General features: G+C 36.3%; 20 protein-coding genes. 7 read left to right on the top strand and 13 right to left on the bottom strand.

Going from position 1 to position 18290, the window contains the following annotated elements; genetic code table 11:
* Positions 1 to 82: 82 nt before the first annotated feature.
* Positions 83 to 409 (top strand): hypothetical protein, encoded by a 327-nt coding sequence (locus BN999_RS16860; protein ID WP_096273332.1) that lies wholly within the window; start codon positions 83 to 85, stop codon positions 407 to 409.
* A 302-nt stretch (positions 410 to 711) separates the two neighbouring features.
* On the opposite strand, the gene BN999_RS16855 is transcribed toward BN999_RS16860, so the two are convergent.
* Positions 712 to 1620 (bottom strand): hypothetical protein, encoded by a 909-nt coding sequence (locus BN999_RS16855; RefSeq protein WP_096273330.1) that lies wholly within the window; start codon positions 1618 to 1620, stop codon positions 712 to 714.
* 259 nt (positions 1621 to 1879) lie between these two features.
* Between BN999_RS16855 and BN999_RS21110 the strand changes: the two genes are divergently transcribed.
* A complete protein-coding gene (locus BN999_RS21110) occupies positions 1880 to 1990 on the top strand; it encodes a putative holin-like toxin (RefSeq protein ID WP_255247511.1) in 111 nt (36 codons plus the stop codon).
* A gap of 178 nt (positions 1991 to 2168) precedes the next feature.
* On the opposite strand, the gene BN999_RS16850 is transcribed toward BN999_RS21110, so the two are convergent.
* Complete coding sequence (locus BN999_RS16850; protein WP_096273328.1) at positions 2169 to 3038, bottom strand: alpha/beta hydrolase; 870 nt, start codon at positions 3036 to 3038, stop codon at positions 2169 to 2171.
* A gap of 35 nt (positions 3039 to 3073) precedes the next feature.
* On the bottom strand, positions 3074 to 3316 hold the full coding sequence (locus BN999_RS21105) for a hypothetical protein (protein WP_255247510.1): 243 nt from the start codon (positions 3314 to 3316) through the stop codon (positions 3074 to 3076).
* Between the two features lie 327 nt (positions 3317 to 3643).
* On the opposite strand from BN999_RS21105, the gene BN999_RS16840 reads away from it, so the two are divergent.
* The gene (locus BN999_RS16840; RefSeq protein ID WP_096273324.1) at positions 3644 to 3829 is read left to right on the top strand and encodes a hypothetical protein; all 186 of its coding nucleotides are present in this window, start codon (positions 3644 to 3646) and stop codon (positions 3827 to 3829) included.
* Entirely contained in the window at positions 3820 to 4752 is a 933-nt protein-coding gene (locus BN999_RS16835) for a hypothetical protein (RefSeq protein ID WP_096273322.1), read from the top strand. Before BN999_RS16840 ends, BN999_RS16835 begins: the two co-directional genes overlap by 10 nt.
* 23 nt (positions 4753 to 4775) lie before the next feature.
* On the opposite strand, the gene galE is transcribed toward BN999_RS16835, so the two are convergent.
* The 10 genes from galE to BN999_RS16785 all read right to left on the bottom strand — a co-directional run bounded on the left by galE (position 4776) and on the right by BN999_RS16785 (position 14481).
* Positions 4776 to 5825: a UDP-glucose 4-epimerase GalE gene (gene galE, locus BN999_RS16830; protein WP_096273320.1), complete on the bottom strand. Its 1050-nt coding sequence runs from the start codon at positions 5823 to 5825 to the stop codon at positions 4776 to 4778.
* Between the two features lie 11 nt (positions 5826 to 5836).
* Entirely contained in the window at positions 5837 to 6643 is an 807-nt protein-coding gene (locus tag BN999_RS16825) for a CDP-alcohol phosphatidyltransferase family protein (protein ID WP_096273318.1), read from the bottom strand.
* Complete coding sequence (locus BN999_RS16820; protein WP_096273316.1) at positions 6640 to 7920, bottom strand: lipopolysaccharide biosynthesis protein; 1281 nt, start codon at positions 7918 to 7920, stop codon at positions 6640 to 6642. Before BN999_RS16820 ends, BN999_RS16825 begins: the two co-directional genes overlap by 4 nt.
* Before the next feature lie 54 nt (positions 7921 to 7974).
* Complete coding sequence (locus BN999_RS16815) at positions 7975 to 8817, bottom strand: hypothetical protein (RefSeq protein ID WP_096273314.1); 843 nt, start codon at positions 8815 to 8817, stop codon at positions 7975 to 7977.
* An 18-nt stretch (positions 8818 to 8835) separates the two neighbouring features.
* Positions 8836 to 9513 carry a CpsD/CapB family tyrosine-protein kinase gene (locus tag BN999_RS16810; protein ID WP_096273312.1) on the bottom strand — a complete coding sequence of 226 codons (678 nt, stop codon included), beginning with the start codon at positions 9511 to 9513 and terminating at the stop codon, positions 8836 to 8838.
* Complete coding sequence (locus BN999_RS16805; RefSeq protein ID WP_255247518.1) at positions 9488 to 10222, bottom strand: YveK family protein; 735 nt, start codon at positions 10220 to 10222, stop codon at positions 9488 to 9490. Before BN999_RS16805 ends, BN999_RS16810 begins: the two co-directional genes overlap by 26 nt.
* A 5-nt stretch (positions 10223 to 10227) precedes the next feature.
* A complete protein-coding gene (locus BN999_RS16800; protein WP_176482016.1) occupies positions 10228 to 11514 on the bottom strand; it encodes an O-antigen ligase family protein in 1287 nt (428 codons plus the stop codon).
* Positions 11492 to 12547, bottom strand: coding sequence for a polysaccharide deacetylase family protein (locus BN999_RS16795; RefSeq protein WP_255247509.1), 1056 nt, complete (start codon positions 12545 to 12547; stop codon positions 11492 to 11494). The genes BN999_RS16800 and BN999_RS16795 overlap by 23 nt, the downstream gene beginning before the upstream one ends.
* Positions 12548 to 12579: 32 nt before the next feature.
* On the bottom strand, positions 12580 to 13755 hold the full coding sequence (locus BN999_RS16790) for a glycosyltransferase family 4 protein (RefSeq protein WP_096273306.1): 1176 nt from the start codon (positions 13753 to 13755) through the stop codon (positions 12580 to 12582).
* Between the two features lie 99 nt (positions 13756 to 13854).
* Positions 13855 to 14481 (bottom strand): sugar transferase, encoded by a 627-nt coding sequence (locus BN999_RS16785; RefSeq protein WP_096273757.1) that lies wholly within the window; start codon positions 14479 to 14481, stop codon positions 13855 to 13857.
* Positions 14482 to 14907: 426 nt separating this feature from the next.
* Between BN999_RS16785 and BN999_RS16780 the strand changes: the two genes are divergently transcribed.
* The 3 genes from BN999_RS16780 to BN999_RS16770 all read left to right on the top strand — a co-directional run bounded on the left by BN999_RS16780 (position 14908) and on the right by BN999_RS16770 (position 18280).
* The gene (locus tag BN999_RS16780; RefSeq protein WP_096273304.1) at positions 14908 to 15750 is read left to right on the top strand and encodes an aldo/keto reductase; all 843 of its coding nucleotides are present in this window, start codon (positions 14908 to 14910) and stop codon (positions 15748 to 15750) included.
* Positions 15751 to 15876: 126 nt separating this feature from the next.
* Complete coding sequence (locus tag BN999_RS16775; protein WP_096273302.1) at positions 15877 to 16668, top strand: ABC transporter ATP-binding protein; 792 nt, start codon at positions 15877 to 15879, stop codon at positions 16666 to 16668.
* The gene (locus BN999_RS16770; protein ID WP_096273300.1) at positions 16661 to 18280 is read left to right on the top strand and encodes a hypothetical protein; all 1620 of its coding nucleotides are present in this window, start codon (positions 16661 to 16663) and stop codon (positions 18278 to 18280) included. The genes BN999_RS16775 and BN999_RS16770 overlap by 8 nt, the downstream gene beginning before the upstream one ends.
* Positions 18281 to 18290: the final 10 nt, after the last annotated feature.

The raw sequence follows: 18290 nt of genomic DNA, 5'->3' as shown, positions 1-18290 counted from the left end.
CTTTGTCCGCATTCAATTGCAACAAAGGGCTTTTTTATTTTGTTCTTATAACCTATTTGAAAAAAACATTGGAGGTAATCATATGAACACTACTGGCTTTATTAGAGGTTACATGTCTAAAAATTTGAAAGGGGAAAAATTTATAGAGCATGTTGCAACTTGTATTGAACAACAATTACAGGAATGGGATCCTAACTATCAAGTACAAGTAATCCATCTAGCAAACTACGAAATCGTCATTAAAAATAATAACGTTATATGTAATCTAACCATTTCCAAGAATGAACTAGTTAACCTACAATCCCGTTCCCCTTATGCATTAGATAGATTTATCTGGAGGAAGTTAAAAGAAAAAGGGGTGAAATATGGTGAATATGGTGGAAATTATTTAACGTATGTATTCCGCTAATGAAGGGAGGCTGAGACATAACTAAAAGTATAAGTTGAGAACCTGAACGAAACGCCACATCAGCTCCGGAAATATACGGAGACTCCTGCAGGAGGATAGGCATCGGTGAGACCCCGGAAGAGCTTTAGCTCTGAGGAGGCTCACCAGCCGCCCGCGGCAAGGAAGACACTGTGAGGTCTTTTCGAACAGATGTCGCCCCTATGCTGGCAGTAAAAGCGTAGTATATTTCCGGAGCGGGTCTATGCGCCTTTCATGTTCGTTCGGATATTAATCAACTAAAACTCTTTTGTCCCAGCCTCTGTTTAGAATGTTAACTCTTCCTCAAATACCTCTCCATTTGGATAGATAACCTTTATTGCATGATTTATATTATCACGCTTCTCTACATCTTCAATTCGAAAAAGACTAGTGTATTCCGTACCCTCAACATAATCTAGTTTTACTTCATCGATTAATTCTTGTCCCGAATACTCCAAAAGATATACTTCTTCAATTAAGTAATTATAATTTTCTACTGCTCCATGATGTAATGTTATGTCTACTTTTTCATCCATAATTTGGACCTCTGTCTCTATAATTCCATATTGTTGTACATTAAAATCCTGTAAGAAAATCTTTTGTATATCTCCATTTTTAAAAGTACCATCCTCATTGGTAACAGAAACAAAATAGTAAAATGCTGTTTCTTCATATTCTTCCTTTTTAAATTCATACTCTATTCCACTATCTGCCGTTTCCATCTCACTATTCGGTGTATAATTAATGATAACAGGATTCCAGGCTGGCCCAAGGTTAAGTTCTAGTGGAATCGATATTTGGTATAGTCCCTTATCTTTCTCTTCGGCCAGCACTTCAGTAAAGTCCCCTTCCTTCCGAAAAGAATAATTGAAGTGTACGTTAGACCCACCTTCTAGCTCTTTGACCTGCCAGGTAAAACTAATCTCCCCTTCGTCATTTTCAATTGAACTTGCTTCCACTTCCACTTCCCCTAACCAACTTTGTTGCTTCTGAAAATCATCCAAGGCACTCTGAATCTGGTGACTTTGGCCATCTACACTGTTTAACACATTATGCTGTAAACTTACCATATCACTCATCTGATTCTCTAAATTAGATACTTTGTTCGTTAATAAAAAAATGGAAATTAAACAAATTGTTAATGCAGCAACTACAAATATAGTAAAATATTGTTTAGTTTTTCTATTTTCCATGCTCTCCCCCTACTTAGAATATAAAAAAGAAAACCACTACAATAGAATCTCTTTGTAATGGTTTTAATGTAATGTAGTATTAAGAATATAGTATTACGAATAGTTGGTTTACGCAATAGATTTATTAGTATATTTAAACTAAAACCAAACATTTGTTCTACTATTATGTATTATTTCCTTCTATTATCTGATAGAATATCATTAACAACTACATAATATAGTGGGCGGTTGGCCACTTCCTTTGAAGGAGGTGGTATGAATGACGACATACGAAGCTTTGAGTATACTAGTACAATTTAGTCTCTCATTAACAGCAGGAATAACATGCATTGTAACTATTGTCGTCTTTCTAACAAACAAAAAGAAGTAACCGCCCCTAGACCATAGTGTGCGTTACTTCTTTTTAGAAAGTCTTCAATTGGTCATCCGCTCTTTATGCGGTTTGAAGTTGTGGTACTTAGTAGTTACCCGCTACTAAGTACCTTTTTCTATTATTAGTATAGAATTTTATTATTATACAGTCAAACTATTCTATACAAATCTTATCCTCACCGCTTTAGAAATTGAACAATGTCCTCATAAACTCTCTGGTTATCAACTTCATTCAACACCTCATGTCTCATCCCAGTATACACCTTACTACTCACATGCTTGTAACCTATTTTTCTAAGTGCATCAAATGAATCTTGTAACCCCTTTTCCCCACCAGTTACCGGATCATCTTCCCCAACTACACTTAAAATCTCTAATTCTGGATTATGACATGAATACTTCTGGTATTGATGTAAATTCCAATCTGCTTCAAATACCGTTAACATCCCATTATTTTGATAATTGAATTGGCATAGTGGATCATTACGATAGGCTATAAGATTCTCTTGACTCGCACTTAGCCATGAATCGTCCTTACTATTTCCATTTAGATTACGCAGTACTTTACTATAACCATGTTTACCTGAGAAAAAAGTAATTATCTTGCCTAGAAAGATACCTACACCAACTAGGGATACATAATTAGCTGTACCACTCATCACAAGCTTCTTAATTTTATAATCATGCTTTTGTAAATAACATCTTGCAAATAGTGAGCCCAAAGAATGACCAAACAAGTATAGTTCCTTACCAGGAAATCGACTCTTGATATAGTCTGTTATCATGACCTGATCCTCGATGATTTCCTCCACACCATTCATATACCCCAAAGGATACTGCTCATTGACGGAGGCCCCGTGTCCACGATTATCTGATATGATTACCGTAAATCCGTTAGTATTTAAGTAGTTTATAAAATGATAATAGCGTTCTTTATGTTCCTGAGCACCGTGAATGATCTGTAATAAGCCTTTGGTTTCATGTGCTTCAAAAAGTACCACGGATAACTCCAGTCCATCTTTTGCTGTAAGATTTATATATTCCATGGGCTCAAACCTTTACTGTTAAGCTTAGGCTATGGTTAGTTTTGATGTGGCCTACTTTCCAATAACCCTTTAAAGTTTTCCCTATATTGCCAAGCTAGATACCCTTCTAATGCCACAACAAATATTGCTAGCAGAATCAATTCGGAATCAACAAAAATGTGAAATGCTAATATGTTAATGACAACACCTGCAAGAACAACCAGTACTAATGGAATAAACCGACGAATTAATAATAACACCCCGGCTATTATCTCCACCCCTTTTTCCATCGCAAGCAAATACCCATCTCCGAGAAACTCTGTTGCAGCTGGGCTTGTCGGTGCAAATGGTTCAAACCCAAACAGTACTGCATACCCATTTAAGCCAGCTCCAAGAAAATTGCCCCTAATACAATTTCAGCAACCCTCACAGTCCATTTCATCCATACATTCCCCCATTTATTAGGAATTGATAATCACATATCTATCATATCAGTTCCACAACATCAGTAACATACATTTAAAGAAAATTCCAAGTATTTAGGTCTTTCTTCCTGAAGGTGAAACTTTTTAAAACGTTATGCGTATTTACTATAAACGCGTTTGTAGCGAGAGGTGAATTTAACAATGGAAAAGCTAGTCCAAAAACATATGCCCATTACATATTCAAATGAAGTTAAACCAACTACTACAGGCTATCTATTTTCCGCATTGTTTGGTGTACCTGCTATCGGTTCCGTCATTCTAGGGATTTATTTAGCTTCGATGATGGTGATTGGTGGGTTCTTGCCTTTTTTGTCCCGGTGGCAGTAATCCTAGGGTTCTTTGCATATACAGGTTTGCCTATTCAGAGGAAGGTAATCTATCGATATGAGCTCGATGATGAACGAATTCTCGAGCAATGGGAAAATACAAAAACTGGTGAAACCAAACAAAAAATCATTCCATACACTCAAGTGAATAAAGTCATAATCGGGATAAATCCAGTTCACATTATTGTACGGAACTCGAGTATGAACGGGTCTTTACGTTATTGTCGATTGGAAGCAATCCTTTTTATTTTGCACGGGGATGGGATGTTCACCGAAACATTTTCAAGTGCTAAGGATCTCCAAAACTGGATAGACAGGTTAGAAGACAAAGTGAGTATCACCTACACGCAACAAGATCTTAGCCAGGCACTTCGTTCAAGAGGATATGTAGATATTGATTTTTCAGAAGTAGAGGGGTCATCTAATAATATTGTTAGCGAACATGTAGGAAAAGAACTGTCTGATAACCCTTTTCCCGCATGGATGCCCATGGGGGTTCAAGAAGACGTTGAGAAGACAAAGGCTGCCATCATTCGTTCTAATACAAAGAAAGCTGAGAAATGGACCATTTTTATTTTATTTTTCTATGCTATTATTTCTGCAGCCTTGATATTACCTGGTACTCCTCTAGATGCGGATGGACTCATTGAATTTACCGATGCTATTCTTTTAGGGTACTTAGGTGTGAATCTACTAATACCATGTATACTCGTATTTTTTAGACAATTTTCCAAATGGTATAATCCTATTTTCTTTTTCTTGATTGTAACTATGGGGAACATGTTCGGGATATTTCTTGTCTCGTTCTTTTTGGATTTCCCTTCCATGTATGGCTCCATATTCCTACTGAATTTCTTTAACCTGATATTATGGACCTGCTCCATGATTGGAGCAAAATTAATCAAACTTCTATTTAGAAAATAAAGTCAAGGAAGGGTGACCATCCCTCACCTCTTTAACGCATTAAGTGGTGAAGGATGGTCACCCTCATAGCCGTTTGGATTATTTTGTTGCCAGTTCCATGAATCTTGGCACATTTCTTTTAAGCCTATTTTTGCCACCCAACCCAATTCGTTTCTTGCTTTTGATGGGTCCGCATAACAGATAGCAACATCTCCTTTTCGGCGTGGTGCTATCTCATATGGAATTTTTCTCCCTGATGCCTTTTCATAACTGTGAACCATCTCCAAAACACTATATCCTTTACCGGTGCCTAAATTATACCTATCTATTCCAGTAGTTGATTCTACTTTTTGAAGTGCATATACATGCCCTTGAGCCAAATCAACAACATGGATGTAATCACGGACACCTGTCCCGTCCATAGTTGGATAATCATTCCCAAAAATAGAAAGTACCGGTAATTTACCAATGGCGACTCGAGCTAAATAGGGAACTAGATTATTAGGAACCCCTTTCGGATCTTCCCCAATCAAACCACTAGAATGAGCTCCAACTGGGTTAAAATATCTTAAAATACCAATACTCCAATCTGAATCAGATTGGCTTAAATCAGATAAAAAATGTTCAATTATTAGCTTCGTACGACCATATGGATTAGTAGCCCCGAGTGGAAAGTTTTCAGAGATAGGTTGGTGATTGTTGGAAGGTGCATATACGGTTGCAGATGAGCTGAAGACGATTTTTTTTACATCAAATTTTTTCATTATTTCACATATGTTAATGGTACTTATAATGTTATTGGCATAATATTTAATTGGCTTTTCGGTTGATTCCCCAACTGATTTGTATCCTGCTAAATGGATAACGGAATTGATAGAGTTCTGTTCGAATATATCTATTAACTTACGTTTATGAAGTAAATCGGTCTGGTATATTTTAAAGGTTTTACCTGTAATGGTCTTTACCCGATTAATTCCTTCTACACTGGAGTTTGAAAAATTATCTACAACGACAATGTCATAGCCATGATTTAATAATTCCACACATACATGTGTCCCAATATATCCCCCGCCGCCAGTAACTAGCACTGCCAAACCAACACCCCCTACCGCTTCTTCGATTGTTGACGATACAACTCTTTCAATACTTCATTCAACCTAATCTCCCACATCGAGATATTAGCCCTGACATAGATCATGGCAACCAAATCAATTAATGAAAACATAATAGTAAAGTAAAATTGATGCTCCAAAAATACTAAATCAAATAGAATAACAAGGTAATAGACATCATTCATGAGAATCGTTTTAATAATCTTTCGGAGCATTGATGGTGCCTTTTGTTGTTCTCTTACATGCATCTGGCTTTCCTGATGCTTCATAAAATCGTAGTTAACGGTTCTCTCGAATAAAATTTGCCTAATAAATAGTGCCTCCACATCCTTTTGAGAAACATCTAAAGGGGAAAGCTCACTTAAAATCCCGACAACTAACATCACGATGAGGTATCCAATATGATTGGTATTTGAATAGAGCGCAAACCCCATAACGATGAAAAACATGGGATGGGATATATTATGTACTAGTCTATCAAAGTACACTCCTCTGATCGATCTGGTTTTTTTTATTCGAGCAATATTACCGTCTACGGAATCAAGTGCAAGCGTTACAAATGAAATGATAAAGGCAGCCAATAAGAATATCGGTTGACTAGTGACGATTGCATAGTACATCACTCCCGCTGAAAGAACATTTAGAGGTAGCATAGTAAGCGTAATGAAGTTTGCGGAGATGGAGGGATATGTCTTTAAAATGAGCCAAGTTAGAATCACGCCAGCTTTTCTCTTCAATGAAGTATAATATGATGTGGCTTCATCTTGCTTTACATATCGTTTGATCTCCTGATGGTTCAATACATTACCTCCTTTATTAGATTGGAATTCTCTTCATAGTCCTCCGTAGATTTACGTTCTTTCTTCATGATTCGTAATAATACTAGATATAAACTAAGTAACTTCACAAACGAAGAAAGAATCACTGCAATTGCTGCACCATAAACTCCATATATTGGAATAAATAGTATACATCCAATTACACTGGTCAACACCCATAATGCGGCAAGATATGGTTGTGATTTAAAATGCCGGGTTGCTAGAACACCATTTCCCAAAAATGCCGCTGGATAACTAAATAATCCCGAAAACATAATAGCAACAAATAGTCCTGAATACATCGCATAGGAAGGAGTATAAATAATAGTTAGTAAGAGTTCACCAAATATATAGGTAAATAATAGACCTAAAGCACCGATAATGGCCCCAATTCCAAGTAATGTGTATAACAGTTTATTGAAACCTTTAATATTCCCTTCTTCATAAAGGGATGCAAGTATCGGGGCTGCAGGTTGTCTTAAGGCGTTCACTACACGACTTCCCGCAAGTAGAATATAGAGAAGGGCAACAAAATAACCCAGTTCTTCCTTTCCGAGAAAATACTCCACCAGATAGCTTGGAAGATTGGTGTTTAGCGTAGTCAACAGTCCCATAATTCCTAATGGAAAGGTTAACTTTACTAATTGTTTCACTTTCATCATATTAAAACTTGGTTTGATCGTTCCATACCGTTTCACAATTAGGCAGTCATAGAATACTAGTGTCATAGTCCAAACTACAATTTGACCAATGATTGCCATGATTAAGCTGTTTGTCGTGAATAGAATCCACGAAAATACGATTACCGTCACTACGCCTTTCAAAATACTAGAAATGGTAATGTAATCCATTCGTTCATATTTATGTAGTTTCCCTAGCAAAATATCGCTTAAAGATTCTGGTAGTTTGGCAATCCCTATTAAAATAATAATGATAGATGTTTGATATTCATAACCAATGATAAGAACAACTGCCAATATAAGTAGTAAAGATAAGAGTACAGATAAGATTCTAGTACCTAGATAATGATTAAACCCGAAACTACCTTTAGCATCGGTAACAAGGGATAACCGAAGCCTCATCTCGGTCAACATTATAATGGGTGCTGTTACCGCTAAGCCTAGAGCATACTGCCCAACCATTTCAGGGGTCCCAAGCTTAGCAATAACGATTAATAATAACCATTGGGTAAAGGAATAAATAATGGTACCTGCTAAGGTCCAGGTCATATTTGTTTTGAGTGATAGTTTTTTTAACACCACGGTGTACCCCTCATTTTGTTCTTAGGATAAAATGATCTATGACAGCGAATACTAACTCTTCGATAAATCCCATTTCTTTCCTTGGAGTGTTCGTGCACGTAAGAACTCAGGTCTCTTGCGCATTTTGAACCAAAATATTAAGGCTGTTACTCTACCTACCAATGTTAACGGATAAATTCTCTTGTCGACATCAACTTCTTTTCCTCCGAACTCCCGTTTAAACCGGTTGATATGTTCTTCCTCATCTCCCAGTGTTTCTACGAATAATCCTCCAAAATCGAACCATTTATGCCCCATGTTTCGGAAGCTTTTTATATCCTGCCAATGAAGATATCGATTAGCGCGACCAATCAGGTTACGAATCGTCGAATTCTCAAATCGAGCAGAAGCAGAGAAAAGTAGTGAACAATAGGTCCCTGTATTTACATAGGCATGGTAGCATAAGGCATTGCCTTCCTCATCTGTCATATAAGAAATAATCAACGCTTCTTGGTCTCGTAAACGTTGTAATCGTTCCGTATTCCCTTTTGGTAGCTTTTTATGTTTGGCAAATTGATCAAAAAATCGGATGAAATCATTTATTTCGTCATCCGTTGGTTGTGTGAGTTCATGATAATAGATTGGGTCCCGTTTACTTGCACGGTTAATTTTATACCTGGCATTCTTGTGAATACTTGCAAAGATGTTATTTTCAGGTTGATCCAAGTCTATAATTAACGTCTTTCCAAAGCTATGGATAAATTGCTTATTTGATAGGATTTCATCTGGCTTTTCATTAGGAAAAAGCACCTTTGAGGTAATCATCACATCTACGTTTTTACTAGAAACCTTTTTCGTAGAACCATAGATATCCATCATTTTTACTAGTCCTCGCTTATAACGAACCTCGACCATTCCCTCCACTCCTTATGGTTAGTAGTAATACAAATTTTTCTTAAGTTGCTTTTTCCCATTAAATACTGCACCGATTAGATTAGCACCAGCAAAACTAAGCTGTTCTTTAGCCTTTTTAACATCCTTTACCTCGTTCTTCTTCGCCCGAACTACTAATAAAGTGCCATCACATTGATTGGCAATCAACGTGGAATCTGTCACAACTAAAACAGGTGGGGTATCAAAGATGACCACATCATAGAGATTCATTACTTGTGAAATGAATATGCTCATTTGTCTCGACCCCAGTAATTCTGCCGGATTTGGTGGGATAATACCACTTGTGATAAGATCCAAATCTGGCCGATAAGTTCGCATTATTATATCCTCTAATGCTTTTTGTCCAATCAAATAATTACTCAATCCCACATGATTTTCTAGTCTAAAGGCATGATGGACTTTTGGCCTTCTTAAATCGGCATCTACTAATAAAACCTTTTTACCTTCTTGATTAAATACAATTGCTAGATTAGTAGCTGTCATCGTTTTTCCATCTCCTGCACTAGAAGATGTCACGACAATACTCCTTAACCGTCTATCAACAGATGCAAAGTTTATATTGGAGCGAATGGAGCGAAATTGCTCTGCGGCAATGGTATTATTTCGTTCAATCGTGATTAGTGTTCCTCGTTCAAGCTTCTTCCGTTTTCGCCTCATAGTTCACTCCCCCCTTTCTCCTTTTCTTCGTTCTCTTACCTGCCTTTTTCCCGAATACCGTAATCGATCCTAATACCGTTATCCCTAACGCTTCGATATCGGCTTCGGTTTTCACTTTAGTATTCATAAACTCAAGTAATAACGCTAAGCCAATTCCAGTAGCTAACCCAATAAACCCTGCTACAATCATATTAATTACTGGTCTTGGTTGGATTGGTTCTTCCGATAAGGACGGATTTGCCTTCGATAATATATAAATATTTTCAACCCTCATGATAGAAACAATAGTACTTTGAAATTTTTCTACTACTAAATTGGCAAGCTCTGCAGCAAACACAGGGCTCGCGCCAGTTGCTGATACGGTGATAACTTGAGAATTTTCACCACTACTTACTTGCACTTGTTTCCCTAATTCCTCTGGTGTTATGGATAACCGCATTTCTCCAATGACTTGCTCTAAAATGGATGGACTCTTCAATATTTCTTTATATGTATTCATAAACTCTAGCTGAGTTTCAATCTCTGAAACATTAACTTGCATATTATCGTTTTGTTGTTGAATGACAATAAATTGAGAGGTGGATTGATACGTAGGTTCTAACAAATAATAACTAATTAACCCTGCAATAATTACGAGTCCAATGGTTAAAGTAAGAATAAGTAACAGCCTCTTTTTTAAGTTTAATAGGATGTCTTGGATGGACAGCATATCCTTCAACTTTTGTCACCTCCATTTATTTCATTTCCTGAGTAGACGATTGGAGTAGCCTCATGTTGAGTAGGGAAGCCCTTTAACACTACAAAAGCAATCGTAAGGTACAGCCAAACGAACCGGATATTTTCAATATTGATGGATAATGCCTGAATCGATAGAGCTATTAAGCCTATCAATAAATAAAAATAAATCTTTTCCCCTCTACTTATTAACCCAATTATTAAACTACCTAGGATTAAGACAGGAAACCAGATAAAGGCTATGAAACCAAAAGCACCTGTTTCCGTCAAAAAGGATAAATACGTATTATGGGGGATATTCGTAAACGTATCCCCATACATTTCTGTTGAATATGGTATAAATTGTCCTATCCCAATGCCAAGGAAAGGATTACTAGCCCACATCTCCAATGCTGATTGCCATAAGAATATACGGTATGATGTTCCATCCCCTTCCGTCCCTATTCTTACTACTCGTTCTAGAGCAAAGTTTAAGATATCAGTAGACTGATTAATCCATAAAATAATAAAAAAAACAAAAGAGCCAATGAATAAAAACAGAATCAGTTCCTTTATCCGTGCTGAAATCAAACTAATAAAAAGGACAATGGATACACTTATAATCAGACTCAAGATTCCACCGCGTGATGCTGTCAGAGTAAGTGCTAGTAATATAATTAAAACAGGTAGGTTAATAATCATTTTTTTACCGGATAGAATGCTAAATACAATCACTAGAGAAAGGGAAATAATCAGATATAAAGCAGCTAAATTAGGATCATTTAATGTTGCCTGGGCACGACCTTGCAAGTTAAAGGGATTATCCATTCCCATCTGATATAAAATAACACTGCCAATACATTGAAACGATATGATCAGTGCCGCAATCTTCCACCATCGTAATACCAGAACTAATAATTCTTCCTTATATTTTTCAAAGAAGATTAAAAATACAATGATATAAACAAAGTTAACCGAGAGCTTTAATATAGCTGATACCCCATAGGGAAAATCGATGAAAATATTTGTTACATAATTAACCATACTGACAATACAAAAATAGATAAAAAGAAGCATATATAGAATGATTAGATAATATTTTCGTAGAGCAATCGCCATGTATTCTCTATTTTCCTGATGGGCGATTAACCAAAACATCACCAAAACCATGAGAATATCGGAAAAAGAAACATTCAATGTAATCATGACATCTAAATGAAACATAAAAGGTAAACATAGAATCACAAATGAAACGAGAGTAAAATCAAGCCTTCTGGTAGATAGCATGGGAAACACCACGATTTTCTCTAAAATCTTCATCCTTCTTTTTACTTGAATCGTTAAGTAAGGTATTCGCAAGTTCACCCATATGAACACTTTCCATCCCATACCGATCATTCAACATTTGATAATGTGTGATAATCTTATCGAGCATTTTCATGCTTTCTTCCAAGTCGGCACCAAAATTATGTGGATGCCACCAGAGGTGATATAATTTTCTTTCTTTTGCTGCCTTTTCCATCGCGATTTTGATTCTTCTTAATTTCAAAGGTTCCAGTCCACGCAATCTTTTACTATACGGTCGTAGAAATCGACTGGATGGTATGTTGATGACATCATCCTTCTGGATTAGTTCATCCAAATCATAAATATGTTGGCCAGAGAGATTCATATAACTATCTAGTAATCTCATTAATCGTTTGATGGGGTTATCCTGTTTCCCGGTTATCTTATACAACCAATGATTCTCGCACCCTCTGTATCTGGTTACCCCATGTTTTTTACAGATAGTTAAGTAATTTTGATTGATCTGATTTCGCGGGAATATAATCGTTTGGATAGATAGATGATGTTTTTTAGCGACTGTGATAGCTTTACTTAAATCCGTCTCAAAGTTATCCGCACACTGACCTTTGGCTAAACAATAATAGTGACTAAATGTGTGTGTTGCGATTTCTTGATTAGGAAATTGCTTGATAAGATGAATCAGTTGGCTTCCATAATGAAATGGATCCTCTATCTCATTTTCCCCGATTTGTTGAATATGTTGGTATGCAGACAAGGTCATATCATCATAAGATGGTACTTTATCTGGTACTTCTTTTAATAAATCATCTTTATTACTGAAAAATAAGAATCCTACAATTCCCCATGTTGCATGAATGTTATCTTGGTTAAATTTCTTCAGCAACTCAGGTACTACTTCACGAGCACCTAATAGATTATTCCTGTACTGCTGGATGGTAAATACGTCAAAAACGCCCCAATTCAATTCCAAATCTAGGGATATCACAAATTTACCGGTTTCCTTCAGGTTCATAATGCACCACCACTTATTTTCATTATTCCATTTCAAATATTAACCATGTCTCGATGAACTGTATGATGATCGTCCCGGTTAACCTTTAGACCAATCGTTTCATATACGTTCCTTGTTTCTTTTAGTATGATCGATAACTCATATCTTTCTAAGATGTCCCTCCTACCGTTCTCCCCCATTATGTTTCTAAGCAAATTGTTCTGAATTAGTTTGTTTAATGCATTCATTAGTTCATCTGGATTTCTTACGGGAATGACAAACCCTGTTTTCCCGTCTTTCACCAGTTCACGATTTCCACGTATATCGGTAACGACTACAGGTATTTGCATGGCCATCATTTCCATTACTGACTTGGGAAGACCTTCCCTTAGCGATACTAATAAGCCAATATCGGTAATACTTAATAAATCTTTAATATCTGTTCTAAACCCTAAACACCGAACATGATCAATCAGATTCCGGTTCATTATTTCGGATTGGATTTCCTCTAGTAGGACTCCATCACCAACTAAGAGGATGAAAAAATCCGGATTAATTTTCTGTAACTTCTCTGCAGCATGGATAATATCCATTTGTCTTTTGTTCCCGTTAAATTCCGCCACATGGGTAATGACTATTTTGTTATCTGGTATAGTTAATGAATATCGAAGCCTCTCTTTCTCTTTAACGGAATAATTTTCAGGATTAAAATAAGTCGCATCCACTCCAATCCCATGAATATAATGAATTTTATCCTCAGGTAATAGTCCTTTTGCTTTCTCGTAATCATCCTGATTAATTACGATCAATCCATCTGTTTTTTTAGCAGCAAGTCTCTCGGCTAAATAAAAGATGCGATTACTAATTTTTGATCCATTTTCATTAAAATGAAATCCATGTGCTGTATAGACTACTTTTGTCGTTTCTGGCACAGCTACTCTGGTAAAGAATGATGCAATAGGGGAATGAACATGAACTAGTGAAAATGATTCTCTTTTGAACAACTTTCTCAACATTTGAAAGGCTTTTAGATTAGAAAGGCTATAGACTTTTCTTGAAAATGGCAGATGTAATAGAGTGATATCTGGTAGGAGTTTTGTTAATTGATGTTTATCAGTAAGAGAGGTAGCAATAGTAACCTGATAGCCCATTTCTTGAAGCATGCGGATATGTGGTATTAAAAATAGCTGCACTTGCCTTTGCAAGGTTGTCACGATAAGGCATTTCATAGACTTCCCCCTTGTTTGTATTGTCGCTAAATACTAGCTATTTAACGAACAAATTCCAATTATCGTTCTGATTAAAGAACGATAATTCCTAAAAAAAAATCATCTAGCACCTTCTCCTGAAAACACGATTTTTATAGTATTCAAGATAATCTTTAAATCCATTTTTATTCCTTGTTTTTCAATATAGTATATATCTAATTCTAGTTTCTTATTTGGTGACAGGTTGTATCCCCCATTTACTTGTGCCAATCCAGTGAGTCCAGGTTTAACCAATAATCTCTTTTTAAACCCTGGATATAATACTTCGAATTCCTCTGTAAACATAGGCCGTTCTGGACGTGGGCCAACTAGAGACATCTCCCCTTTTAATATATTGAACACTTGGGGAATCTCGTCAATCCTGGTTTTCCTCATAAAGGCACCAATCCTAGTAACTCTTGGATCATTTTTAATGGCCCATCTAGCTCCTTCTTTTTCCGCATCGACAATCATAGACCTCAGTTTGCATACATTAAAATCCCGTCCATAAAGTCCAACCCTCCTCTGAAAATAAAATGCTGGACCGGATGTTTCTATTTTTATTAGAATGACAAAGACCATGATGATAAAAAGTACAATAGGAAGACTTATGAGTACAAAGAAAATATCCATCATTCTCTTCACTATACGATAGTACGTGATATGGTCATGTTTTGCGTGAGTAATAGCTCCAGCATATTCTTCCATATATCGGTCTGCACTTGAAATGCTTTTCAACCTTATCACCCCCCCTTCTTAATTTAGATGTGCTTAATCTAAATGGTTAGTTCGGATACTGGGAGAGATTAATGGAGATTGTCGCTACAATCCATTCACAATCTGTTAAATGTTTAAATACTGGCATATTAAACTTTCTAGTAAATGTAAAAAATCCATGTCGTTATACTTATTCTTTTACTAATAAATTCCTTTGTGAATAGATTTCTATTACCTTATCCCTATTGTATTCCTGACAGTTCTATTAATGACATTTTTCTCCATTTGATGGACAATGGCAAAAATGGAAACTATATTTATGGAAGTTATAGAACTTCCAAGCTATCAAAGGTAACAAAATGGAATCAATATGGTAAACTTCTAGTATGCAAATAAATAACTTTAGGAGGGGAAATAATGACTACTTCAATTCCAGAAATCATCCTAAACGATGGTAATAAAATTCCCGCAGTAGGCTTTGGTACATATAAACTTAAAGGTAATGAAGGTGCTACAGCAATCGAAAGTGCCATCAATCAGGGTTACCGACTATTAGACTCTGCTTATAACTATGAAAATGAAGGAACAGTCGGCACAGCAATTCGCCGAACTTCTATACCTAGAGAAGAATTAATTATTACCTCTAAACTCCCAGGTCGTTATCATCGCTATAACGATGCTGTCGTTACGATTCAAGAATCACTATACCGTGCCAACTTGGATTACTATGATATTTATCTTATCCACTGGCCAAACCCAAATCGTGATCTATATCTGGAGGCATGGCAAGCATTAATCGACGCAAAAAAATGGGGATTAATTCGCTCCATAGGTGTTTGTAACTTCTTACCGGAGCATCTACAACGCCTTCAAGATGAAACTGGGGTAATGCCTGCTCTCAACCAAATCGAACTACACCCATTTTTCAACCAAGAAGAACAACGAAAATGGCATGAAGAAAATGGTGTTGTGACAGAATCTTGGAGCCCACTTGCTAGAGCAAATGATGTGTTCCAAAACAACGTACTACAAGAGATTGCAACAACTTATAATAAAACAGTTTCTCAAATCATTTTGCGCTGGCATTACCAACTTGGCGCGGTTGCAATCCCTAAATCTGCAACCCCTACTAGACAACTAGAAAATATTTCAATCTTTGACTTTTCATTAGATGATCAAGCCATGCAGGCAATAGCTTCACTTTCCCGACCTAATGGAAGAATGAAAGGTCAAGACCCTGCAGTCTATGAAGAGTTTTAATTTGAAAGTTTAACATCCCTACTCCTTCCTGAGTGGGGATTTTTTTATCTTAAATTCCATTGCATTAGCCATGACACATTGTTATGTTAGAAGAAGAGAGATTGATAGAAAGGGTGTTACAAGGGGATGAACGAGAAAGTATTATCATTACAAAATCTAACTATGAGTTATGCAAGTAAGGCTGTTTTAAACGGGATTAACCTAGATGTCTATCGTGGACAAATCATTGGCTACATCGGGCCGAACGGTGCTGGAAAAAGTACCACATTAAAGATCATGCTTGGATTAGTGGATGGATACGGGGGAACAGTAGAAATTCTTGGACATGATATTGCAACGAATGACTATACATATAAACAAAAAATTGGCTATGTACCAGAAAACGCAGAGATATATGACAACCTAACTGCCGCTGAGTATCTTACCTTTATTGGGGAACTTTACGGTTTGACGCGAGAAGAGGCGACTACGAAAACATTAAAGCTTCTAGACGAATTTGATATGGGGGATGTTTTTCATTCCAGAATCTCATCTTTCTCCAAAGGAATGCGTCAAAAAGTCCTGATTATTTCCAGTCTGCTCCACAATCCAGACTTAATTTTTCTTGATGAACCATTAAGTGGCCTAGACGCTAATAGTGTCATGGTAATTAAAGACATGTTAGAAGCTCTAGCTAATCAAGGAAAAACGATTTTCTATTCTTCTCACATTATGGATGTGGTGGAAAAGATAAGTAATCGAATCGTTCTTCTAGTCAATGGACAAATAGCTGCAGATGGCTCTTTTGATGAGTTGAAAGAGCAAAGTAAAGCAGGTTCACTGGAAAGTATCTTCAACCAACTAACTGGATTTGATGAACATAAAGAAACCGCAAATAAAATAGTCTCCATTGTAACAGGGGATGGTCAAGATGAGTGAAATTCGTATTCTAAGAATTCTTGATCCGTTCCAATCTGTCTTTCGTAAAATGAATATTGATTATAGTGTGATGCGCAAAATTCTGGAAGTAAAACTTACCATGGACCAACGACGGGTCCCAACCATTCTCAGTCAAAATGCTAAGAAAAAGGAAGGAAATCAATTTCTTAAATCATTATGGATTTATGCTCTATACGGTCTCCTCTTAGTCCCATTTGTATTTTTGGGAGATAATTATTTATTCCAAGTTAGCATTATGGCTGGTATTGCCATGTTCATTCTAATGACATCGATGATTTCTGACTTTTCTTCCGTACTTCTAGATGTACGAGATAAAGTAATATTACATACCAAACCAGTGAATTCAAGAACCATAAGCGCTGCAAAAATAATTCATATCGCGATTTATTTAACCTTGCTCACAGGTGCATTTGTCGCGATACCGGCGATCGTTTCTCTAGTTGTAGAAGGATTTTCTTACTTTCTACTTTTTATCCTAACAATCCTTCTAATCGATTTATTTGTATTAGCTTTCACCGCACTCATTTACATGTTTGTCTTACAATTTTTTGATGGGGAAAAGCTGAAGGATATTATTAATTACGTACAAATCTTACTAGCAGTTGCTGTAGTAGTTGGTTATCAAATTATTATCCGTTTATTTGATGTAGTAGATTTAGAATATGTTTATGACTTTAGTTGGTGGCATGCACTAATTCCACCAGTATGGTTTGGGGCACCATTTGAGATGTTATTAAATCAAACTTTCTCAAGTGAGATGATTATCCTTTCCTTGTTTGCCGTGTTCGGACCAATTTTATCTATTATTCTATATTATGTACTGATGCCATCCTTTGAACGTAATTTACAAAAGCTAATGGAAGAATCTAGTACAAAGAAAAAGAAGAAACGTAGTCTCCAAGACTTTTTCGAAAAGGTTGTCTGCTTTAGTCGGGAAGAGAGATTATTTTACCGATTTGCTTCAATAATGATTAGTCGTGAGAGGGACTTTAAGTTAAAAGTTTATCCTTCACTCGGAATGGCCTTTGTTTTCCCTTTAATCTTTTTATTTAATAACTTAAGCTTTCAGTCTTTTGAAGAACTGGGGCAAGGGAGATCATTTTTAACAATATATTTTGCCAATGTAATGATTGGGACAGTAGTTTATATGGTCCAGTTTTCTGCAAAATATAAAGGTGCATGGATCTTTCAAACCACACCAATCCAAAAACAATCCATTGTATATAGCGCCACATTAAAGGCTTTCTTTATGAAGCTATATTTACCTTTGCTATTACTTTTATCCATCCTATACATTTGGATCTTTTCATTCCGTATTGTTCTAGATTTGATGGTGGTCATGACTAGTGCTCTATTGAATATACTCATTGCTTATAAGATATTTAACAACGGGAAATATCCATTTACAGAACCAATAGAATCCGCACAACAAGGTGGAGGCGCAACAGGAAAGATAATCATATTAATGCTCTTTGTCGCAGCATTTACCATTATACATCTCATCGTCTCCTTCATACCATTTGCCATATATATCTATCTAGTACTACTAATCACCCTAACCGCAGTACTATGGAAAATAGTCTTTAAATAAGAAGAAACAG

This window comes from Paucisalibacillus globulus (genome assembly GCF_900184735.1).
Classification (GTDB): Bacteria; Bacillota; Bacilli; order Bacillales; family Amphibacillaceae; genus Ornithinibacillus; species Ornithinibacillus globulus_B.
Note: the sequence above shows the minus strand (reverse complement) of the source record. Positions and strands in the feature narration are given on the sequence as shown.

What these genes read in the sequence shown, in the direction of transcription:
- BN999_RS16780 (WP_096273304.1), top strand. Translation starts at nt 14,908, where the DNA reads ATGACTACTTCAATTCCAGAAATCATCCTAAACGATGGTAATAAAATT.
- BN999_RS21110 (WP_255247511.1), top strand. Translation starts at nt 1,880, where the DNA reads ATGACGACATACGAAGCTTTGAGTATACTAGTACAATTTAGTCTCTCA.
- BN999_RS16775 (WP_096273302.1), top strand. Translation starts at nt 15,877, where the DNA reads ATGAACGAGAAAGTATTATCATTACAAAATCTAACTATGAGTTATGCA.
- BN999_RS16855 (WP_096273330.1), bottom strand. Translation starts at nt 1,620, where the DNA reads ATGGAAAATAGAAAAACTAAACAATATTTTACTATATTTGTAGTTGCT.
- BN999_RS16815 (WP_096273314.1), bottom strand. Translation starts at nt 8,817, where the DNA reads ATGGTCGAGGTTCGTTATAAGCGAGGACTAGTAAAAATGATGGATATC.
- BN999_RS16860 (WP_096273332.1), top strand. Translation starts at nt 83, where the DNA reads ATGAACACTACTGGCTTTATTAGAGGTTACATGTCTAAAAATTTGAAA.
- BN999_RS16785 (WP_096273757.1), bottom strand. Translation starts at nt 14,481, where the DNA reads ATGGAAGAATATGCTGGAGCTATTACTCACGCAAAACATGACCATATC.
- BN999_RS16840 (WP_096273324.1), top strand. Translation starts at nt 3,644, where the DNA reads ATGGAAAAGCTAGTCCAAAAACATATGCCCATTACATATTCAAATGAA.
- BN999_RS16795 (WP_255247509.1), bottom strand. Translation starts at nt 12,547, where the DNA reads ATGAACCTGAAGGAAACCGGTAAATTTGTGATATCCCTAGATTTGGAA.
- BN999_RS16805 (WP_255247518.1), bottom strand. Translation starts at nt 10,222, where the DNA reads ATGCTGTCCATCCAAGACATCCTATTAAACTTAAAAAAGAGGCTGTTA.
- BN999_RS16770 (WP_096273300.1), top strand. Translation starts at nt 16,661, where the DNA reads ATGAGTGAAATTCGTATTCTAAGAATTCTTGATCCGTTCCAATCTGTC.
- BN999_RS16810 (WP_096273312.1), bottom strand. Translation starts at nt 9,513, where the DNA reads ATGAGGCGAAAACGGAAGAAGCTTGAACGAGGAACACTAATCACGATT.
- BN999_RS16800 (WP_176482016.1), bottom strand. Translation starts at nt 11,514, where the DNA reads ATGCTATCTACCAGAAGGCTTGATTTTACTCTCGTTTCATTTGTGATT.
- BN999_RS16790 (WP_096273306.1), bottom strand. Translation starts at nt 13,755, where the DNA reads ATGAAATGCCTTATCGTGACAACCTTGCAAAGGCAAGTGCAGCTATTT.
- BN999_RS16850 (WP_096273328.1), bottom strand. Translation starts at nt 3,038, where the DNA reads ATGGAATATATAAATCTTACAGCAAAAGATGGACTGGAGTTATCCGTG.